Annotated in this window: 13 protein-coding genes and 1 tRNA gene; 11 read left to right on the top strand and 3 right to left on the bottom strand. The window is 51.2% G+C overall.

The features are described 5' to 3' along the window. Positions 1-23 precede the first annotated feature (23 nt). The 6 genes from NW211_RS08630 (at position 24) to NW211_RS08610 (ending at position 7,785) form a co-directional block, all read left to right on the top strand. Complete coding sequence (locus NW211_RS08630) at positions 24-2,213, top strand: glutamine synthetase III (protein ID WP_258327577.1); 2,190 nt, start codon at positions 24-26, stop codon at positions 2,211-2,213. A 135-nt stretch (positions 2,214-2,348) separates the two neighbouring features. Further along, positions 2,349-4,241 (top strand): amidophosphoribosyltransferase, encoded by a 1,893-nt coding sequence (locus NW211_RS08625; RefSeq protein WP_258327576.1) that lies wholly within the window; start codon positions 2,349-2,351, stop codon positions 4,239-4,241. Positions 4,242-4,426: 185 nt separating this feature from the next. Then, a complete protein-coding gene (feoB, locus tag NW211_RS08620; RefSeq protein ID WP_258327575.1) occupies positions 4,427-6,832 on the top strand; it encodes a ferrous iron transport protein B in 2,406 nt (801 codons plus the stop codon). A 6-nt stretch (positions 6,833-6,838) separates the two neighbouring features. Then, positions 6,839-7,471, top strand: a complete 633-nt coding sequence (locus NW211_RS08615) for a DUF3267 domain-containing protein (RefSeq protein WP_258327574.1) — start codon at positions 6,839-6,841, stop codon at positions 7,469-7,471. Next, positions 7,471-7,647 (top strand): FeoB-associated Cys-rich membrane protein, encoded by a 177-nt coding sequence (locus NW211_RS14180; RefSeq protein WP_366944474.1) that lies wholly within the window; start codon positions 7,471-7,473, stop codon positions 7,645-7,647. Before NW211_RS08615 ends, NW211_RS14180 begins: the two co-directional genes overlap by 1 nt. A 67-nt stretch (positions 7,648-7,714) precedes the next feature. Next, positions 7,715-7,785, top strand: a tRNA-Cys gene (locus NW211_RS08610). A gap of 84 nt (positions 7,786-7,869) precedes the next feature. On the opposite strand, the gene NW211_RS08605 is transcribed toward NW211_RS08610, so the two are convergent. After that, positions 7,870-8,319, bottom strand: a complete 450-nt coding sequence (locus NW211_RS08605) for a type I restriction enzyme HsdR N-terminal domain-containing protein (RefSeq protein WP_258327573.1) — start codon at positions 8,317-8,319, stop codon at positions 7,870-7,872. Positions 8,320-8,382: 63 nt separating this feature from the next. Here NW211_RS08605 and NW211_RS08600 point away from each other — a divergent pair, with 63 nt between their 5' ends. Both NW211_RS08600 and holA read left to right on the top strand, forming a co-directional pair. Further along, positions 8,383-9,162 (top strand): AMP nucleosidase, encoded by a 780-nt coding sequence (locus NW211_RS08600; protein ID WP_258327572.1) that lies wholly within the window; start codon positions 8,383-8,385, stop codon positions 9,160-9,162. A 5-nt stretch (positions 9,163-9,167) separates the two neighbouring features. Next, entirely contained in the window at positions 9,168-10,208 is a 1,041-nt protein-coding gene (gene holA, locus NW211_RS08595; protein ID WP_258327571.1) for a DNA polymerase III subunit delta, read from the top strand. On the opposite strand, the gene NW211_RS08590 is transcribed toward holA, so the two are convergent. Then, the gene (locus NW211_RS08590) at positions 10,199-10,876 is read right to left on the bottom strand and encodes a porin family protein (protein WP_258327570.1); all 678 of its coding nucleotides are present in this window, start codon (positions 10,874-10,876) and stop codon (positions 10,199-10,201) included. The two genes, holA and NW211_RS08590, sit on opposite strands and share 10 nt — an antisense overlap. A 3-nt stretch (positions 10,877-10,879) precedes the next feature. Further along, positions 10,880-12,895, bottom strand: coding sequence for a LysM peptidoglycan-binding domain-containing protein (locus tag NW211_RS08585; protein ID WP_258327569.1), 2,016 nt, complete (start codon positions 12,893-12,895; stop codon positions 10,880-10,882). Positions 12,896-13,150: 255 nt separating this feature from the next. Between NW211_RS08585 and NW211_RS08580 the strand changes: the two genes are divergently transcribed. From NW211_RS08580 to uvrA, 3 genes are read left to right on the top strand one after another with little or no spacing between them, the layout of a single operon-like run. Next, positions 13,151-14,482 (top strand): gliding motility-associated C-terminal domain-containing protein, encoded by a 1,332-nt coding sequence (locus tag NW211_RS08580; protein WP_258327568.1) that lies wholly within the window; start codon positions 13,151-13,153, stop codon positions 14,480-14,482. A gap of 16 nt (positions 14,483-14,498) precedes the next feature. Continuing rightward, positions 14,499-15,452: a lytic transglycosylase domain-containing protein gene (locus tag NW211_RS08575; RefSeq protein ID WP_258327567.1), complete on the top strand. Its 954-nt coding sequence runs from the start codon at positions 14,499-14,501 to the stop codon at positions 15,450-15,452. Further along, on the top strand, positions 15,449-18,268 hold the full coding sequence (gene uvrA, locus NW211_RS08570; RefSeq protein WP_258327566.1) for an excinuclease ABC subunit UvrA: 2,820 nt from the start codon (positions 15,449-15,451) through the stop codon (positions 18,266-18,268). Before NW211_RS08575 ends, uvrA begins: the two co-directional genes overlap by 4 nt. Positions 18,269-18,964 lie beyond the last annotated feature (696 nt).

Raw genomic sequence — 18,964 nt, 5'->3', positions numbered from 1 at the left:
AACTAAACCTAATACATTCAACTATGTCAATGCTAAGATTCAAAGTGACGAAAGAAGCTTTTAGTCGGAAAGCAGTCCCCGTCAATTATCCGAAGGAGAGACCGTCTGAGTATTACGGACGATATGTCTTCAACCGGGAGAAGATGTTCAAGTATCTGCCCAAAAAGACCTACGAAGCCGTAATCGAGGCGATCGACAACAGCACTCCGCTGAGCCGCGAGGTAGCCGATAGCGTCGCTGCCGGCATGCGCAAATGGGCCCTCGAAATGGGTGCTACGCACTATACCCACTGGTTTCACCCGCTCACCGACGGTACGGCCGAAAAGCACGATGCCTTTATCGAGCACGACGGCAAAGGCGGTGTAGTCGAGGAGTTCTCGGGCAAACTGCTCATCCAGCAGGAGCCCGATGCGTCGAGTTTCCCCAATGGCGGTATCCGCAATACCTTCGAGGCTAGGGGATACTCGGCCTGGGATATCTCTTCGCCTGCATTTATACTTGACAAAACGCTGTGTATTCCCACGATATTCATATCGTATACCGGCGAATCGCTCGACTATAAAGCTCCGTTGCTGAAAGCATTGAACAGTGTAAACAAAGCGGCGACCGCCGTTTGCAAATATTTCGACGAGCATGTCAACCACGTCTACTCCTATCTGGGATGGGAGCAGGAGTATTTTCTGGTCGACGAGAGCCTCTATGCCGCTCGTCCCGACCTGGTGCTTACGGGTCGCACCCTTATGGGACACGAGAGTGCCAAGAACCAGCAGCTCGAAGATCACTATTTCGGAGCCATTCCCTCTCGCGTCGAAGCCTTCATGCAAGACCTCGAAATCGAGTGCCACATGTTGGGTATCCCGGTAAAGACCTGTCACAACGAAGTTGCTCCCAACCAGTTCGAGGTTGCTCCTATCTTCGAAGAGACCAACCTGGCCAACGACCACAACCTGCTGCTCATGTCGGTTATGCGCGAAGTGGCCCGTCGGCACAACTTCAGAGTGTTGCTGCATGAGAAGCCTTTCAAGGGCGTAAACGGTTCGGGCAAGCACAACAACTGGTCGCTGGGCACCGATACCGGCGTGTTGCTCTTTGCCCCCGGTAAGACACACAAAGAGAATCTGCAGTTCATTACGTTTATTGTCAATGTAATGGCTGCCGTCTATAAATACAATGGTCTGTTGAAAGCCAGCATCTCGTCGGCTACCAACGGTCACCGTCTGGGTGCCAATGAGGCTCCCCCGGCCATCATCTCCATCTTCATGGGCAAACAGATTAGCGAAATCCTCGCCAAACTGGCCAAGAGCACTTCGGAAGATGTGTTGAACATGAGCGGCAAGTCGGGCTTGAAACTGGATATTGCCCAGATTCCCGAAATCTTGATGGACAATACCGACCGCAACCGTACATCGCCCTTCGCCTTTACCGGCAACCGATTCGAGTTCCGGGCCGTAGGTTCGTCGGCCAACTGTGCCAGCGCCATGATTGCCTTGAATGCTGCCGTGGCCTCTCAGTTGCAGGAGTTCAAACAACGGGTCGATGCCCTCATTGCCGAAGGCAAGGAGAAAGAACAGGCCATCCTCACGGTTCTCAAGGAGCTTATCAACGAGAGCAAAGACATTTGCTTCGACGGCAACGGATACAGCGACGAGTGGAAGGCCGAGGCCGAGCGTCGCGGACTCGATTGCGAAACGAGTGTGCCGCTTATCTTTGACAACTACCTGAAAGACGATGTGGTGAAGATGTTCGAGCAGACCAACGTCTTTACCCGGGTAGAGCTGCAGGCCCGCAATGAAGTGAAGTGGGAAATCTACACCAAGAAGATACAGATTGAGGCCCGTGTGCTGGGCGACCTGGCCATCAATCACATCGTGCCGGTAGCCACACGGTATCAGTCGCTCCTGCTCGACAACGTGTTCAAAATCAAGAGTCTGTTCCCGGCCGAGAAGAGCGAGCAGATTGCTACGCAAGACATGGAGGTAATCGAGAAGATAGCCTACCACTTGCTCACCATCAAGGAGAAGGTTCACACCATGGTCGAGGCCCGCAAGGTGGCCAACAAGATTGAGAACGAGCGCGAAAAAGCCATTGCCTATCACGACACCGTGGCTCCGCATCTCGACGAGATTCGCTACCACATCGACAAGCTCGAGCTGATGATCGACAACGAGATGTGGCCGCTTCCCAAGTACAGAGAACTGTTGTTTATCCGTTAATGAATATTGAGTGAATAACCTATCGGATAGATGACCCCATGATACAGAAACGAGCTATAACAGACCTGAAAAATCTTGTTGTGGCTCGTTTTGCGTTATGACACTTGCATATCGTTTTTATAAGGATTCGATTTTATGACAGAAGTTATCAAACACGAGTGTGGCATCGCCATGGTGCGGCTGTTGAAACCACTCGCTTATTATCAGCAAAAGTACGGCTCGTACATGTATGGGTTGAACAAGCTCTACCTGCTCATGGAGAAACAACACAACCGGGGGCAGGAGGGGGCCGGGTTGGCTTGTGTGAAACTGCACGCACGTCCGGCCGAAGAGTTTATCTACCGGGAACGCGCCCTGGGAACCGGAGCCATACAAGAGATTTTTGCCAATGTAAAGACACAGATTCAGAATACGCCCCACGACACGAGCGATGCCGAGTGGGCTGCCCTGCACTTGCCTTTTGCCGGCGAGGTCTACATGGGGCACCTGCGCTACAGCACCACCGGCCGTTCGGGCCTGTCGTATGTACACCCGTTTTTGCGCCGGGGCAACTGGCGTTCGCGCAACCTGTTGTTGTGTGGCAACTTCAACATGACCAACGTCGACGAGATATTTGAGAGCATTGTGGCCAAGGGGCAACACCCCCGCAGCTATGCCGATACCTTTGTCTTGCTGGAACAACTGGGGCATGCCCTTGATATGGAGAACCAGCGGTTGTACGACCTCTACAAGAAGGAGGGGCTCGACGACATCGAGATTACCGAGTCGATTGAAAACAACCTGAATCTGGCCGAGATACTCAAGAAACCTTCGCGCATCTGGGACGGTGGTTACGTCATCTGCGGCATGACCGGCAGCGGCGACATGTTCTCCTTCCGCGACCCGCGGGGCATACGCCCGGCTTTCTATTATGCCGACGACGAAATTGTGGTCGTGGCATCGGAGCGTCCGGTCATACAAACCACCATGAACCTCTCGGTCGAGCAGGTGAAAGAGCTGCAACCGGGCGAATGTCTGGTAGTGAACCGTCGGGGCGACATGCACATCGAGCAGATTCTCCCGCCGGCCAATTACAGTGCCTGTTCGTTCGAACGCATCTATTTCTCGCGGGGTAGCGACGTCGACATCTATCGCGAGCGCAAGGAGTTGGGGCGCCACCTGGCCCCCCAGATTCTCAAGAGTGTCGACTACGACCTGGCGCACAGTGTCTTTTCGTTTATCCCCAACACGGCCGAGGTGGCCTTTTACGGTATGCTCGAGGGGTTGGACAGCTATCTGAGCGAACAGAAGCTGGCCCGCATCCGGCAGGCCGGCGACAGCCTTACCGACGACGAACTGAGGCAGATACTTTCGCTCAAGGTCCGCTCGGAGAAGGTGGCCATCAAGGACATTAAACTGCGTACCTTCATCGCCGAGGGCGATACCCGCGACGATCTGGCCGCCCACGTCTACGACATCACCTACGGCACGGTAGAACCGGGGGTAGATAATCTGGTGGTTATCGACGACAGTATTGTGCGTGGTACCACGTTGCGGCAAAGTATCATCAAGATACTGGACCGGCTTCACCCGAAAAAAATCATCATCGTTTCGTCGTCGCCGCAAGTGCGTTTTCCCGACTGTTATGGTATAGACATGTCGCGCATGGGCGAGTTTATTGCCTTCAAGGCTGCCATGGAACTGCTGAAAGAGCGGGGCATGCAGTCGGTAATCGACGAGGTATACCGCAAATCCAAAGCACAGCAAAACAGACCCAAAGAGGAGATTGTCAACTATGTAAAGGAGATTTACGCCCCCTTTACTCAGGAGGAGGTGTCGGAGAAGATAGCCCAAATGCTTACCTCCGACGATATTTCGGCCCAAGTCGAGATTATCTATCAGACTCTGGAGGGATTGCATGAGGCTATTCCCAGCCATCCGGGCGACTGGTATTTCTCGGGCGATTATCCTACGCCTGGCGGTAACCGATTGGTAAACAATGCCTTTATAAATTTTGTAGAGGGCGCTGTCAGCAAACGACAACTGTAAGCATACGCTACGAATAGGAACAGAGCGGACCGGTGAGAATAATCGCCGGTCCGCTTTTGTTTTGTAAAATAGTGAAAATATGTTATTATTTATACGGATTATAAATAATATAGGGGTGATATATAGCAATAAATCGGAACAAATTGCGAACTTTGCATTTGGAAACAAAGTTAAACAGATAGAATATGCGGTTGTCCGATTTGAAAACAGGCGATAAAGCCGTTGTTGTTAAAGTGTTAGGTCACGGGGCATTCCGAAAACGGATTATCGAAATGGGGTTTGTCAGAGGACAAACAGTCCTTGTCGAGTTGAATGCTCCGTTGAAAGACCCTATCAAATATAAGATCATGGATTATGAAATCTCGCTGCGGCGCAGCGAGGCTTCGCTGGTCGAAGTGATTACTCCCGAAGAGGCCGAGGCCGTATTTGGTGATGCCAACAAAGCCAGCGGAGAGTCGAAGTTGACTCCTTCGGAGGAGGACGAATGTATAAAACGGGCTCTCTCGAAAAGTACCAAGACCATCAATATCGCCCTGGTGGGAAATCCCAACTGCGGCAAGACCTCGTTGTTCAATATCGCTTCGGGTGCTCACGAGCATGTGGGCAATTACAGTGGTGTGACAGTCGATGCCAAGAAGGGTTTCTTCGAGTATAAAGGCTACCACTTCAATATCTATGACCTGCCGGGTACCTATTCGCTGTCGGCCTATTCGCCCGAAGAGCTGTATGTGCGCCGCTATCTGAAAGACGAGACACCCGATGTGCTGGTGAACGTAGTGGTGGCTTCGAATCTGGAGCGGAATCTCTACCTCACTACCGAGTTAATCGATATGGACTATCGCATGGTCATCGCCCTGAATATGTTCGACGAGCTGGAGCAGAGCGGTGGCAAAATCGACTACAAGCACTTGGGCAACATGATAGGTGTGCCCATTGTTCCCACGGTATCCCGGTCGGGCAAGGGGGTAAACCAGCTGTTCGACACGGTTATCGACGTGTATGAGGGGCGTAACGAATCGGTGCGTCACGTTCACGTCAATCTGGGGAATGTGATTGAAAACGGTATCACTCCGCTGAAAAACCTGCTGAAACAGGACCCCACCTGCACGCGGGAGTTCTCGCCCCGTTATCTGGCCATCAAGACTCTCGAAGGCGATGCCGAGGTGAAAAAAATTCTGGAGGGGGCAGACTCCTATCCCGAACTGATGAAGTTGCGTGACCAGGAGGTGAAAGAGATAGAAGCGACGCTGAACGAAGATATCGAATCGGCAATCGCTAATGAAAAATACGGCTTCATCTCGGGTGCATTGGCCGAGACCTATACGCCGGGCGATAAGGAAGAGGCCCGCTCGACACGCATTATCGACTCGTTTGTCACCAACAAACTATTCGGGTTCCCTATCTTTATTCTCCTCATGTGGCTCATGTTCGAAGCCACTTTCTCGTTGGGTGCCTATCCGATGGAGTGGATTGAGAGTTTTGTGGCGTGGCTGTCGGGGCTGGTAGGTACTTATATGCCGGCCGGGCCGCTGAAAGATTTACTCATCGACGGTGTTCTTGGCGGAGTAGGAGGTGTCATTGTGTTTCTGCCCAACATCTTGATACTCTATCTTTTCATTTCGTTTATGGAAGACTCGGGATATATGGCCCGAGCGGCCTTCATCATGGATAAGATCATGCACAAGATAGGGCTGCACGGAAAATCGTTCATTCCTCTAGTCATGGGCTTCGGTTGCAACGTACCGGCCATTATGGCTACCCGCACCATCGAGAGCCGGAGCAGTAGACTGATAACCATACTTATCGACCCGTTTATCTCATGCAGCGCACGCATTCCTATTTATATCCTGCTGGTGGGTACATTTTTCCCACACTATGCCAGTTTGGTTTTTGTCGGTCTTTATGTGTTGGGCATCGTTGTAGCAGTCGTTACGGCCAAGTTGATGCGCCGCTTTCTCTTTAAGGTCGACGAGACTCCCTTTGTTATGGAACTGCCACCCTATCGTATGCCTACGGCCAAAGCCACTATCCGCCACATGTGGAGTAAAGCCGAGCAATATTTGCGCAAAATGGGAGGGGTGATATTGGTAGCCTCGGTCATTATCTGGTTCCTGAGCTATTTCCCCCGTCCTGCCGAATCGTATGAGCGGGAACTGACGCCGCACGAGCAGATGGAGCAACAGAGCAATTCGTATCTGGGCAAGATAGGGCAGGCTCTTACGCCGCTGGTCGAGCCATTGGGATTCAACTGGAAAGTAACCACTTCATTACTTTCGGGAACAGCAGCCAAAGAGTTGGTGGTGAGTACTCTCGGGGTGTTGTACTCCGAGAACGATTCGGACGAAACTCTCACGTTGTCACAACGCATCTCGCAACCCAACCCGGCAACGGGTACTCCCGATTTTACGCCGCTGGTTGCTCTCACGTTCATGGTATTCGTGCTGCTCTATTTCCCTTGTATCGCTTCGGTCGTGGCTGTCATCAAAGAGTCGGGCAGCTGGAAATGGGGAGCCTTTACTGTTATATATAATACTTGTGTGGCGTGGATTGTTGCATTTATCGTTTATCAGATTGGATCATTATTTATATAGTAAACTATGGATAAAGAAACCTTTTTGTCCTTTTATGAAAAGGCTGGCTATCGGGTAATCGACTCGTTTACGTATAGCGACATCAAACTATTCTTGATGCGCAACCTCCCCAAAACGACATTCCGCGCCATCTATATTGGAGTTCTGCTGCTGGTGCTTTTCGGTGTCGGGTTTATGATAGCTCTGTGGCAAGAATCCCAATCGGCGAGCCAATTCTTTCTCGAAATAGGGGCGAGTCTTGTGTGGGTAGTGGTGGGCTATGCCCTTATGATACCTCTGCATGAATTTATACACTGGCTCGTATATCGTTCCGAAGGGGCAGCCGATGTGCGTTTCGGGGCTATCTGGCGCTCGTTTGTCTTCTTTGCTGCGGCACACAATTTCCTGACCGATTACAAAACTTTCAAACGAATAGCTTTGGCTCCGCTTCGCATCCTGTCGGGATTGCTTGTGGTGTTGTTGCTTTTCCCGCTGCCCCTGTGGGGCAAGATTGCCATCGCCGTACTGCTGTTCCTTCACCTGCTTTCGTGCTCGGGCGACCTGATGATGCTCGCCTACATGAGCCGGTATAAGGGGCGCGAAGTCTACACCGTCGACGATATTGACAACCGTTACACCTATTTCCTGGAGAAAAAGTGATGAGTGCCTCGATTCAATCCTGGATAGTCACAGGCATCGTAGCGATAGCCTTTGCATACGCTATTTACAAGATAGTCAAGATGGTGCAGAATCGTAATGAACCACCATCGTCTTGCTGCGGCTGTGATGTGGATTGCAAGTTGCGAGAAATAAAATCGAAGAGAGTAAAAAAATAGGGCAAGAGTGTTGCATAATCGGAAAATATAATCTATCTTTGCACTCGCAATCGCTCGAAAGACGAATGGTTCCTTGGCCGAGTGGTTAGGCGCCGGTCTGCAAAACCGTTTACAGCAGTTCGATTCTGCTAGGAACCTCACAAAAAAAAGACTCGCTAATGCAGCGGGTCTTTTTTTGTATAGGGTTATATATAGCTTGTCGAGCCGGGCGAGGCGGAGCTGCTACAAGTCGGTATAGGTCGGGATGTCGGGCAGGAAGGCGTAGCTGCCGGTGGCATAGTCGATGCGGCAGCAGTAGTGCGTGAGCCCGTTGGAGACCAGCAGGTAGTTTACCTGAAGCACCTGGTTGTAGCGCACGATCTGGTCGAAGGTCTTTTGGGTAATCTCGATGTGCGGGGCCTTGTATTCGACGATGCAGAGGGGGCGACCATTGCGGTCGTAGACCACCGTATCGCACCGTCGGCTGCATTTGTTGAGCGTGAGCGAAATTTCATTGCCCATCAACCCGCGGGGGAATCCCTTTTCGTTGGCCAGGAATGCCACGAAATGCTGACGCACCCACTCCTCGGGAGTAAGCACCACATACCGCCGGCGCAACTCGTCGAAGATAAGGATTTTATCCTTCTCCTGTTTCAGTCTGCAGGGATAGGGGGGCAGGTTCAGTTCAATCATCTCGCGGTCGAAAATTTGTGCTTTCTAATTATTTCTGTAAATTTACTCCAAAAATATCGATTTATGAAAACAAAGCAAGAGATTGTCGAAAATTGGTTACCCCGATACACGCAGCGGCCGGTCGAGGAGTTTACGAAGCACATCCTGCTGACCAACTTTGCCAAGTATGTCGAGATATTTGCCTCTCACTTCAACGTGCCAATCTTGGGCGAAGACAGCAATATGCCCAGTGCATCGGCCGAGGGGATAACGATTATCAACTTCGGTATGGGTAGTGCCAATGCCGCTACCATCATGGACCTGTTGAGCGCCGTGGCTCCCGAGGCGGTTCTTTTTCTAGGGAAGTGCGGCGGCATCAAGAAGGTAAACAAGTTGGGCGACTACATCTTGCCGATTGCCGCCATACGGGGCGAGGGTACCTCGAACGACTATTTCCCGCCCGAGGTGCCTGCACTGCCGGCCTTCATGCTGCAACGGGCCGTATCGACGGCCGTGCGCAACCATCACCGCGATTACTGGACGGGAACCGTGTATACGACCAACCGGCGGGTGTGGGAGTTTGACGACAATTTCAAGGAGTATCTGCGCCGCATCCGCTGCATGGCGGTCGATATGGAGACGGCCACCCTCTTCTCGGTAGGCTTTGCCAACCGCATCCCGGTGGGGGCTCTGTTGCTCATTTCGGACCAGCCCATGATTTCGAGCGGGGTCAAGACGGCCGAGAGCGACAAGAAAATCACCCAGGACTTCGTAGAGGAGCATGTCTTGATCGGGGTCGAGGCGCTGAAATTGATTATCGACAAACGGACAACCGTGAAGCATCTGCGATTTGACGAGGATTAACCACTATGGCCAAGAAAGATTCCAACCAGCATATTGCCCTCTTGCAGGATATTCGCAAGAAGGTGTTCAAGCCCGTCTACCTGCTTATGGGCGACGAGTCGTATTATATCGACCTGATTTGCGACGCCATCGTTGCCAACGCCCTGAAGGAGGAGGAACGGGACTTCAACCAGACCATCCTGTATGGGGCCGATGTCGACGACTTCGCTCTGGTGGTGAATGCGGCCAAACGGTTCCCCATGATGGCCGAGCATCAGTTGATTGTAGTCAAGGAGGCCCAGAACATCAAGGGGATAGACAATCTGTCGTACTATCTGCAGAAGCCCCAGATGCGTACGATTCTGGTCATCTGCTACAAAAACGGCTCGCTCAAGAATAAAAAGATTATTGCCGGTATCGAAAAGATAGGGGTGGTGTACGAGTCGAAAAAACTGTACGACAGCCAGCTGCCGGCGTTCATCAATACCTATGTGGCTTCGAAAAAGCTGTCGATCGACCCGAAAGCAGTGTCGATGCTGGCCGATTTCGTGGGGAATGACCTGAGCCGGTTGAGCGGCGAGCTCGACAAGCTGGCCATTTCGCTGCCCGAGGGGAGCATGCGCATCACTCCCGAGGCGGTAGAGCAGAATGTGGGTATCAGTAAAGATTACAACAACTACGAACTGCTCAATGCCATCGTCACGCACAATGTGCCGAAGGCGGCCCGAATTGTGAACCATTTCGAGCAGAACCCCAAGAACAACCCGCTGGTGGTGACCATAAGCGTGCTGTTCAACTTTTTTGCCAATCTGTTACTCTGTTTCTTTTCGGCTGACCGGTCGGAAAACGGTATCGTCAAGGAACTCAACCTGCGGTCGGGCTACCAGGCGCGCGACTATCTGACTGCCATGCGTGTCTACAATGCGTTCAAGTGCATCGACATCATTGCCCTTATCCGGCAGTACGACGCCCGGTCGAAAGGTATCGGATCGGGCTCCTCGAGCAACGACGGAGACCTGTTGAGAGAGCTGGTGTTTAAAATTCTCTACAGCCCGTATCAAAAGTGATAGAGATACCCCAGCGAGATGGTGATAATCTGGTTGTGTGAAGCCGAGAAAACATCTTTCTTGCGGTTCTTGAAGATGTCGCCCAATCCATAATAATAGCGACCCTCGAGCACGATACCGTGCGAGCGGGCTATGCGAAACTCGATACCGGCTCCGGCCATGATGCCGTAGTCGATTTTGTGGGCGATGTCCATGGTGTATATCTCTTTCACCTTACTCTTCTGGCTGAACTCGGGCAGGTTGTTGATGTCGAAACTGCTCTTGTAGCTGTCACTCAGGAGAAATCCGATTTGCGGGCCGGCATTGATGAAACCGCGCACCACCCGGTTCCCGAAAAAGAAGTGGGTGAGGAAGGGCACCGTCACATAGTTGAGGGTATGCGAGTAGGTATAGGGATCGGTGTCGAAGGTCTCGTTCCAACCGCATTGGGTGAAGTTGACCTCGGCAATGAGTCCGAAAAATTTCTCTTCGATATAGCGAACCGAGACTCCGCCCGTGTATCCCAACAGCAGCGACTGGGTGACGGTAGGGGTGAACGACACCCGCGAGAGGGTGGTCCCTCCCTTTACGCCTACGGTAAACTCGGGCTCGTAGTCGCTGCGCTGCGCCCAACCCGTCTGCAGGGTGACGAGGGCGGCAAGCAGCCATATATATCGCAACAGTCTCATGGATTATTCTCTAATTTTCTTGATGGTGAAATCGGGAGCGAAGTTGACAAAGTAGAACGACTTGTTGATGAACCCGCTCCAGTTGTTGATGCGCTGGAACGAGAAATCGGTCTGGATACGGTCGCTCGAAGAGGTCAACTGCTGGGTGGCGAAATTCTTGCCGTTGGCCCGTATGGCCGTGAGGAAGTAGATGCCGGTATCGAAACCGAGCAGTGCATATTGCGGGCTGGCATTGATCATGTCTTTGTTGTACCAATAGAGGAACCGCTTGTGGAACGCCTTGGTATTTTCGTCGAAGGGGTTGGCATAGAAGCGGGAGTAGAGATAGGTGTTCAACTTATAGAACTCGTTCAGATATTCGGGTACCTGCGTGAGCCACTCGGGATAACCGAAGAGGGCGATGTCGAGGTCGGTCCGGTTCTCTTTGAGGGTCTCGATAGGGGCAACAATCAACGACAGCTCTTTTTTCTTGGCCGATGTAGGAACGAATACGATTCCGCTTGCTCCGGTTAGAATGGAATCCTGATTCAACAGGTTCAGTTCGTTGTCGAATCGAATCTCGCTGTATGCGATATGGGCACGCGAAAGCTCCTCTTTCAGTCCGGCAATAAAGTCGCGCTTGTCGTTCTCTTCGCCCGTGTGGGTGAGGAATATCACCTTGCGGTTGCCCAGATAACGGATGAACCGGTCGGCGGCTTCGGCGTAGAGGTACGAGTGAGGAATATTGGTCTGGAAGATTTTGGCATTGTGCGAAACCTCTTCGTTCTTGAGAGAGAAGGTGTTGACCACATTGATGTCGTTGGCTAGGCCGAAGTCTGCAATCAGTTTGATGTGATTGTCGCTTTCGGGAGCGATAATCAAGTCCATCTCCTTCATCTCGGGATTGGTCAGGATGCGGCGTACCGTAGCGTCCGACTCTTCGGAATCGTAGGCGTACACGTTGATCGAGGCTCCTTGGCGTTTCAGGCTGTCTACGGCCATCAGGAAACCTTGGTAGTATTCGGTATACAGGCTGGCTTTGGTGTCGGGGTGTGTTTGTTGCAACATGAACGGCAGTATCACGGCTACGTTGATTACTCCCCGTTTGTCGCTCTTGTACAGCTTGTTGTATATGTTGTTGATTTCGGCGCTGGTGATGGGGTTTTCGGCCGTCACGGTATTGTATTCGATACCGGCCGGGATATTGATGATGTCGTCCTGACGAATTTGCTTGAGGTCGGGATTGCACTTTTTAATCTCCTCGACTGTGGTCCCGAATTTTTTGGAGATGCTGTACAAGGTCTCTTTCTTGCGCACCTTGTACTGTGTGTAGAGTTGTTTTTGCTCGATAGTCACGTTTATCTCTTTGGTATCGGGGGTAAGTCGAATGACCGACCCCTTCTTGAGGTGGTTGGGAGAGATGCCGGGGTTAAGTTTGAGAATGGTTTCTATGTCGATATCGTACTTTTTCGATATGGAGAAGAGCGTTTCGCCTTCGCCGATAGTATGATATACATACTCTCCGTTTCCGTTGTCGGTCGTAGCGGTTGTATTTTCGGGAGTAGGGGTGGATGTTGCCGTTACGGCTGTACCTTGCGATTTGGCTGTTGCCGTAGTGACAGCCTTGTTTTGGGCTTTCGAGGTCGTTTTTTTATAGCGTTGTGGAATTTTCAGTGTGGCTCCCGCCTTGATACCCCGCTCGGAACCGGGGTTCAGGTCGATGATGCTCTGAATAGTCACTTTGTACATCTTCGAGATGGAGTAGAGCGATTCGCCTCGCACGATGGTATGCTCGAAGGTGCTTTCTATTTCAGAGCCTTCGGGCTCGCCCTGAGCTGTTCTGTGAGTCGGGATCATCAGTAGTTGTCCCCGTTTCAGCCCGTTTTTGGCAGCTGGATTGTAGCGGATAATCTCCTCTTGAGAAATGCCGAATTTCTGGCTGAGCACATAGAACCCTTCCGAGGGTTTTACCTTGTAGATATAAAATTCTTTTCCGTCGATAACCTTGGTTTGTAAATTTTCGGTTTGAGCCGAAAGCATAAAGAGTGCAGTAAAACAGAATAGCAAAACTATCGTTATTCGTGTATATCTCATATTGTTAATGGTTTGCGTTTTGTGTCTGATGGTAATATACAAGAAACAAAAGTATATAAAAATATTGTCAGATGCAAGTCAAAAACGTATGGGTAGGGCCTTTGTCTCAATTATTCTTATCGAAGCGGCTTTATTGGGAAATTTTAAATTGCGGATAGAAATGCGATTGGTCGAAAAGTTGTAACTTTGTCATTCACATTTATGATTCGGATTGATATGTACAGATTCCTCTTGTTTTTGACAGCTCTCTTTACATTTGGCGGCTTGTGTGCCCAACAGATAACCGTGACGGGTGGGGGGAAACCGGCATACAGCTATACTCCCGAGGCCAGTACCGGTCTGAATGGGGGAGTCTTTGTCGTCTACTCGCTCGACCAGGCGACAGTCGAATTTTCGGGTGCCGACGATTCGCTCATCTCGTGGAGCAAGTTTGGTCCGTCGGGGGCAGCTACATCCACACCGGTCACCGGTGCGGTGCAGAACGGGTACCTCTCGACACTCACCCTGACCGAAGCCGATTGCGGATACATAATCGAACAGAACGGACGCAGCTACTACCTGTGGATAATCGACTATTCGCAGGCTCCTCTCGTGCTGAACGGGGCATCGGTTTCGAACGACTCGGGACAGTGCGAACTCACCACGCTGCTGCTCGACGGGAGCGGCTCGCGGCTCAACTACTACTCGATAAACGGTGCGCCCAAGGTGCTGAATCGTGAACTTTCTGTCAGTTACATGAGTCTGGTGTGGAATGCCGAAGCGCTCACCTATGTGCAGACCGCCCAGTCGGAGACGATTGACAATTTCACGTCGACCGTCCAAGTGACGGCACCGCTATGCAATACCGACTTTGTCATCTCGGGCGACCAATTGCTCAACTATTGGGGTATGGAGCAGACTGTATCGACAGGAGAGTATGTAACTACGGCGATAGGGGTGACGGCTGTCGCCGAGCAGAGCTATCGGGAGGATGCGCTCAACGAAGACGACCGGCATCCGACCGAATACCTGGGCGGTTCGGCTCCGGCCGAAATCGAGTTTCAGGCCTATACGACCGATGCCGTGACTCACATCGAATGGGAGTTTTCGGACAAGGAGGATTTCTCGACCACGATTGCCCGTTACAACGACCAGACCCTGCGCTACACTTTCCGCGACGAAGGGGTCACGTATGTACGTCTTGTCGGTAGCAACAGTACGGCCGAGTGTCAGGCTTACAGCGAGACCTTTACCGTCAACATCGGCGAGCCCCGCCTCGAGGCTCCCAATGCCTTCTCGCCAGGTACAAGTCCGGGCGTGAACGACGAGTGGAAGGTGGCCTACAAGTCGATTGTGAGCTTCAAATGTTGGATATTCAACAAGTGGGGTGTACAAATGTGTTATCTCGACAACCCCGAAAAAGGTTGGGATGGGAAATATCATGGCAAGTATGTCGACCCCGGAGTCTATTATTATGTGATTGAAGCAAAAGGCTCCAACAACCAAAAGATAAAACTGAAGGGACACATCAACATCATGCGTTCCAAAGATTGAAAAAACACTGCGACAGATGAGATTGAACAAATATTTTATGGTTGCGCTGTCGGTCGTTTCACCCCTTTTTGTACAACAGGTACAGGGCGAGGAGATGGCGCAGAAGGATTTTTCGGATGTAGTGATTCCCGAATTTCCGTTGCAAGTAAAATTTGCCGGCGAGGTGGTAGACCTGGACCGGCTCGACATGTACGAACGATTCGACCGCGAGTTGACCACGCTGTGCTACATGCACTCCTCAACCTCGCTGGCCATCAAGCGGGCCAACCGCTATTTCCCCATCATGGCCCCCATCCTGAAGGAGGAGGGCATTCCGAGCGATTTCCTCTATCTGGCCGTAATCGAGAGCACGCTCAACCCGCGGGCCGTCTCTCCGGCCAAGGCCATGGGCATCTGGCAGATTATGCCACGCACGGGACGTGAATACGGCCTGGAGGTCAACGACGACATCGACGAGCGATGCCATGTGGAGAAGTCGACCCGGGCCGCATGCCGTTACCTGAAAGAGGCTTATGCCAAGTATGGAAGCTGGACTACCGTAGCGGCATCGTACAATGCCGGCATGGGGCGCATCTCGTCGGAACTCAAAAAACAGTTGGCCGACCATTCGTTCGACCTGTGGCTGAACGAAGAGACCTCGCGCTATGTGTTCCGCATCCTGGCCATGAAAGAGATATTCTCTTCACCGGCCAAATACGGGTACAAGCTGAAGACCCGTCAGCTGTACCAACCTATTCGCTATACCGAGATACGGGTCGACACGACCATCGAAAACCTGGCACTTTTTGCTCAGGAGCATGGCGTATCCTACGCCCAGCTCAAAGAGGCCAACCCCTGGTTGCGTGCCCGTACCATGCCCGACAAGTCGAGAAAAGTCTATTACATCAAGATACCACAAAAAGAGGATTTGTATTACACGAAACGTAAGTTTACAACTTACAGAAAAGAGTGGGTAATCGATAAGAAATGAAAGCAGAAGATCAAATCGAGGTATATGGCGCTCGTGTGCATAACCTCAAAAACATAGATGTCACCATCCCGCGCAACAGCCTGACGGTAATTACCGGATTGAGCGGCAGCGGCAAATCGTCGTTGGCGTTCGATACCATCTTTGCCGAGGGGCAACGGCGCTATATCGAGACATTCTCGGCCTACGCCCGCAACATGCTCGGCAACATGGAGCGTCCCGACGTGGACAAGATTACCGGGTTGAGCCCCGTAATCTCCATCGAGCAGAAGACAACCAACAAGAATCCGCGTTCGACGGTAGGAACGACGACCGAGATTTTCGACTTCCTGCGGTTGCTCTTTGCCCGGGCCGGCGAGGCTTACTCTTACTTGTCGGGCGAGAAAATGGTGCGATATACCGAGGAGAAGATTATCGAACTTATTCTGGAGAAGTACCAGGGCCGCCGCACCTACATACTGGCACCGCTGGTGCGTAACCGGAAGGGGCACTACAAGGAGCTGTTCGAACAGGTGCGCCGCAAGGGATACCTGACCGTACGTATCGACGGTGAATTGCGCGAGATTACACACGGCATGAAGCTCGACCGATACAAGAATCATAGCATCGAGCTGGTGGTCGACAAGCTGGTGGTCGACAAGGACGACGAACGCCGGCTGCAAGAGAGTGTAAAGACAGCCATGAAACAGGGCGACGGCCAGTTGATGATTCTCGATGCCGACACGCAGGAATTGCGCCATTACAGCCGCACGCTTATGGACCCCCAAACGGGTTTGTCGTATAGCGAACCGGCCCCGCACAACTTCTCGTTCAACTCGCCGCAAGGTGCCTGCCCCCGATGCAAGGGGTTGGGTTATGTCAATATCATAGACCGTGAAAAGATTATCCCCAACGACGAGAAGTCGATTTACGAAGGAGGCATCGTCCCATTGGGTAAATATAAAAATACCTTGATATTTTGGCAGATTGCTGCCATCTGCGAGAAATATGGCAACACGTTGAAGACCCCAATCAAAGACTTGGCCGAGGAGGCGCTCGACGATATTCTGAACGGGACGGACGAACGGTTGCAAATCAAGAACGAATCGTTGGGTACATCGAACTACTTTCTCTCGTTCGATGGCTTGATCAAGTATATCGAAGTGCAGCAACAGAGCGATGCCTCGTCGCAGGCCCAGAAGTGGGCGGGACAGTTTGTCACGACGACCGTATGCCCCAGTTGCGAAGGCCGACGGCTGAATCGCGAGGCACTGCATTACCGAATAGCCGGGAAGAACATTGCCGAATTGGCTGAGATGGATATATCGGAACTGTACGAGTGGGTCAATCAGGTCGAATACGAACTTTCTCCGCAGCAACGCAAAATTGCCGTGGAGATATTGAAGGAGATACGCAGCCGGTTGCACTTCCTGGTCGATGTGGGGCTGGACTATCTGTGTCTCAACCGGGCCTCGGCCACCTTGTCGGGCGGCGAGAGCCAACGCATACGGCTGGCCACGCAGATAGGCTCACAACTGGTCAATGTGCTCTATATTCTCGACGAGCCCAGTATCGGGCTGCACCAGCGCGACAATACCCGGCTCATCAATTCGCTGAAGGAGCTGCGCGATATGGGCAACTCGGTTATCGTCGTGGAGCACGACAAAGAGATGATGCTGGCCGCCGACTATGTGGTAGATCTGGGCCCTCGGGCCGGGCGCCTCGGTGGCAACATCGTCTTTGCCGGTACCCCCGAAGAGATGCTCAAGACCAACACGCTCACAGCGCAATATCTGAACGGCGAGAAGAAAATCGAGTATTCGCACCAGCGTCGGCCAGGCAATGGTAAGAAGATTGTGCTGTCGGGGGCTACGGGCAATAACCTCAAAAACGTAACGGTCGAGTTTCCTCTGGGTAAATTTATCTGTGTGACCGGCGTATCGGGCAGCGGCAAGTCGAGCCTGATTAACGGAACACTGCAGCCGATTCTCAGCCAGAAGTTCTATCGCTCGTTGCAAGCTCCGTTGCCCTACGAAAAAATCGAGGGGCTGGAGAATATCGACAAGGTGGTGACCGTAGACCAGTCGCCGCTGGGGCGCACGCCGCGCTCCAATCCGGCTACCTATACCGGGGTGTTTGCTGACATCCGAAATGTGTTTGTCGAGTTGCCCGAGGCAAAGATCCGCGGCTACAAGCCGGGACGCTTCTCTTTCAACATAGCTGGCGGGCGCTGCGAGGTGTGTGGTGGCAACGGCTACAAGACTATCGAGATGAATTTCCTTCCCGATGTACTGGTGCCGTGCGAAGCATGCCATGGCAAACGCTACAACCGCGAGACCCTCGAGGTACGCTTCAAAGGAAAATCGATTGCCGATGTGCTGGACATGACCATCAACCAGGCTGTCGAGTTTTTCGGAAATATTCCGGCCATCATCTCCAAAATCAAAGTGCTGCAAGAGGTGGGGCTGGGCTACATCAAACTGGGGCAACCCTCAACCACGCTGTCGGGTGGAGAGAGCCAGCGGGTGAAGCTGGCTGCCGAACTTTCCAAACGCGATACCGGCAAAACGCTCTACATACTCGATGAACCAACCACCGGTTTGCACTTCGAGGATATACGTGTATTGCTGTCGGTGCTGAACCGACTGGTCGAGAAAGGGAATACCGTGATTGTTATTGAGCATAACCTCGACATCATCAAGTGTGCCGACCACATTATCGACATGGGGCCGGAGGGTGGACGCAACGGCGGTTACGTGTTAGCTACGGGAACCCCCGAGGAGGTTAGTCAATGCGATACATTTACGGCTCGTTACCTGCGTGAAGAGTTGAAAGATTAAGTAACATCGATAAACGCCGATAAAACGGTTATAGAGGCTCAAGGCTTAGGCTTTGGGCCTCTTTTTTTTCTATTTCGTATTGGTTTGTATAGCTGTTTGTATTTGTATAATTGATTGTATATAAAAACAGTAGATTCGAAATTGTGCCGTTTTGATGCAAAATCCTTGAGCTATTTACGAAACGATTTACATCGGTACATCAAAAATAAATCGTAGGCGAGATAAGCCTCCAAAAAAGTAGGAGCGATGCAATTATTATTAAAATTACATTTGCAAATCAATAATTTACAAATACAACTCGATAAAAATTTACCGTTGTAGTTATTCTTTTAATTCAAATGTAAATAGAGTAGGGGGTGGGAGATAATTTTGTAAATACAGCATAAACAAGTCGATAAACATTAGTTATCTGTAATATTTTATGTTATATATGCTTATATATCAATATATTATATATATATATGTGTAGTTTTTATTTATAATAAAATATCATCATCAGTCAAAATCCTTATCAAATTGGCGTATATGATATTTTTTTATATACTTATTATCAATAACTTAAGATATATTTTATAAAGTATAAATTTAATATATGTGATACCCGAATTACAAATGTGACATCTACCTCGCATATTCAATTTGCAAATTTGCGGGTACTGCTGTTTACATCTGTTATTTACGAAAGCTACTCACAGG

Source organism: Barnesiella sp. ET7 (assembly GCF_024733785.1).
Taxonomy (GTDB): Bacteria; Bacteroidota; Bacteroidia; order Bacteroidales; family Barnesiellaceae; genus Barnesiella; species Barnesiella merdigallinarum.
Note: the sequence above shows the minus strand (reverse complement) of the source record. Positions and strands in the feature narration are given on the sequence as shown.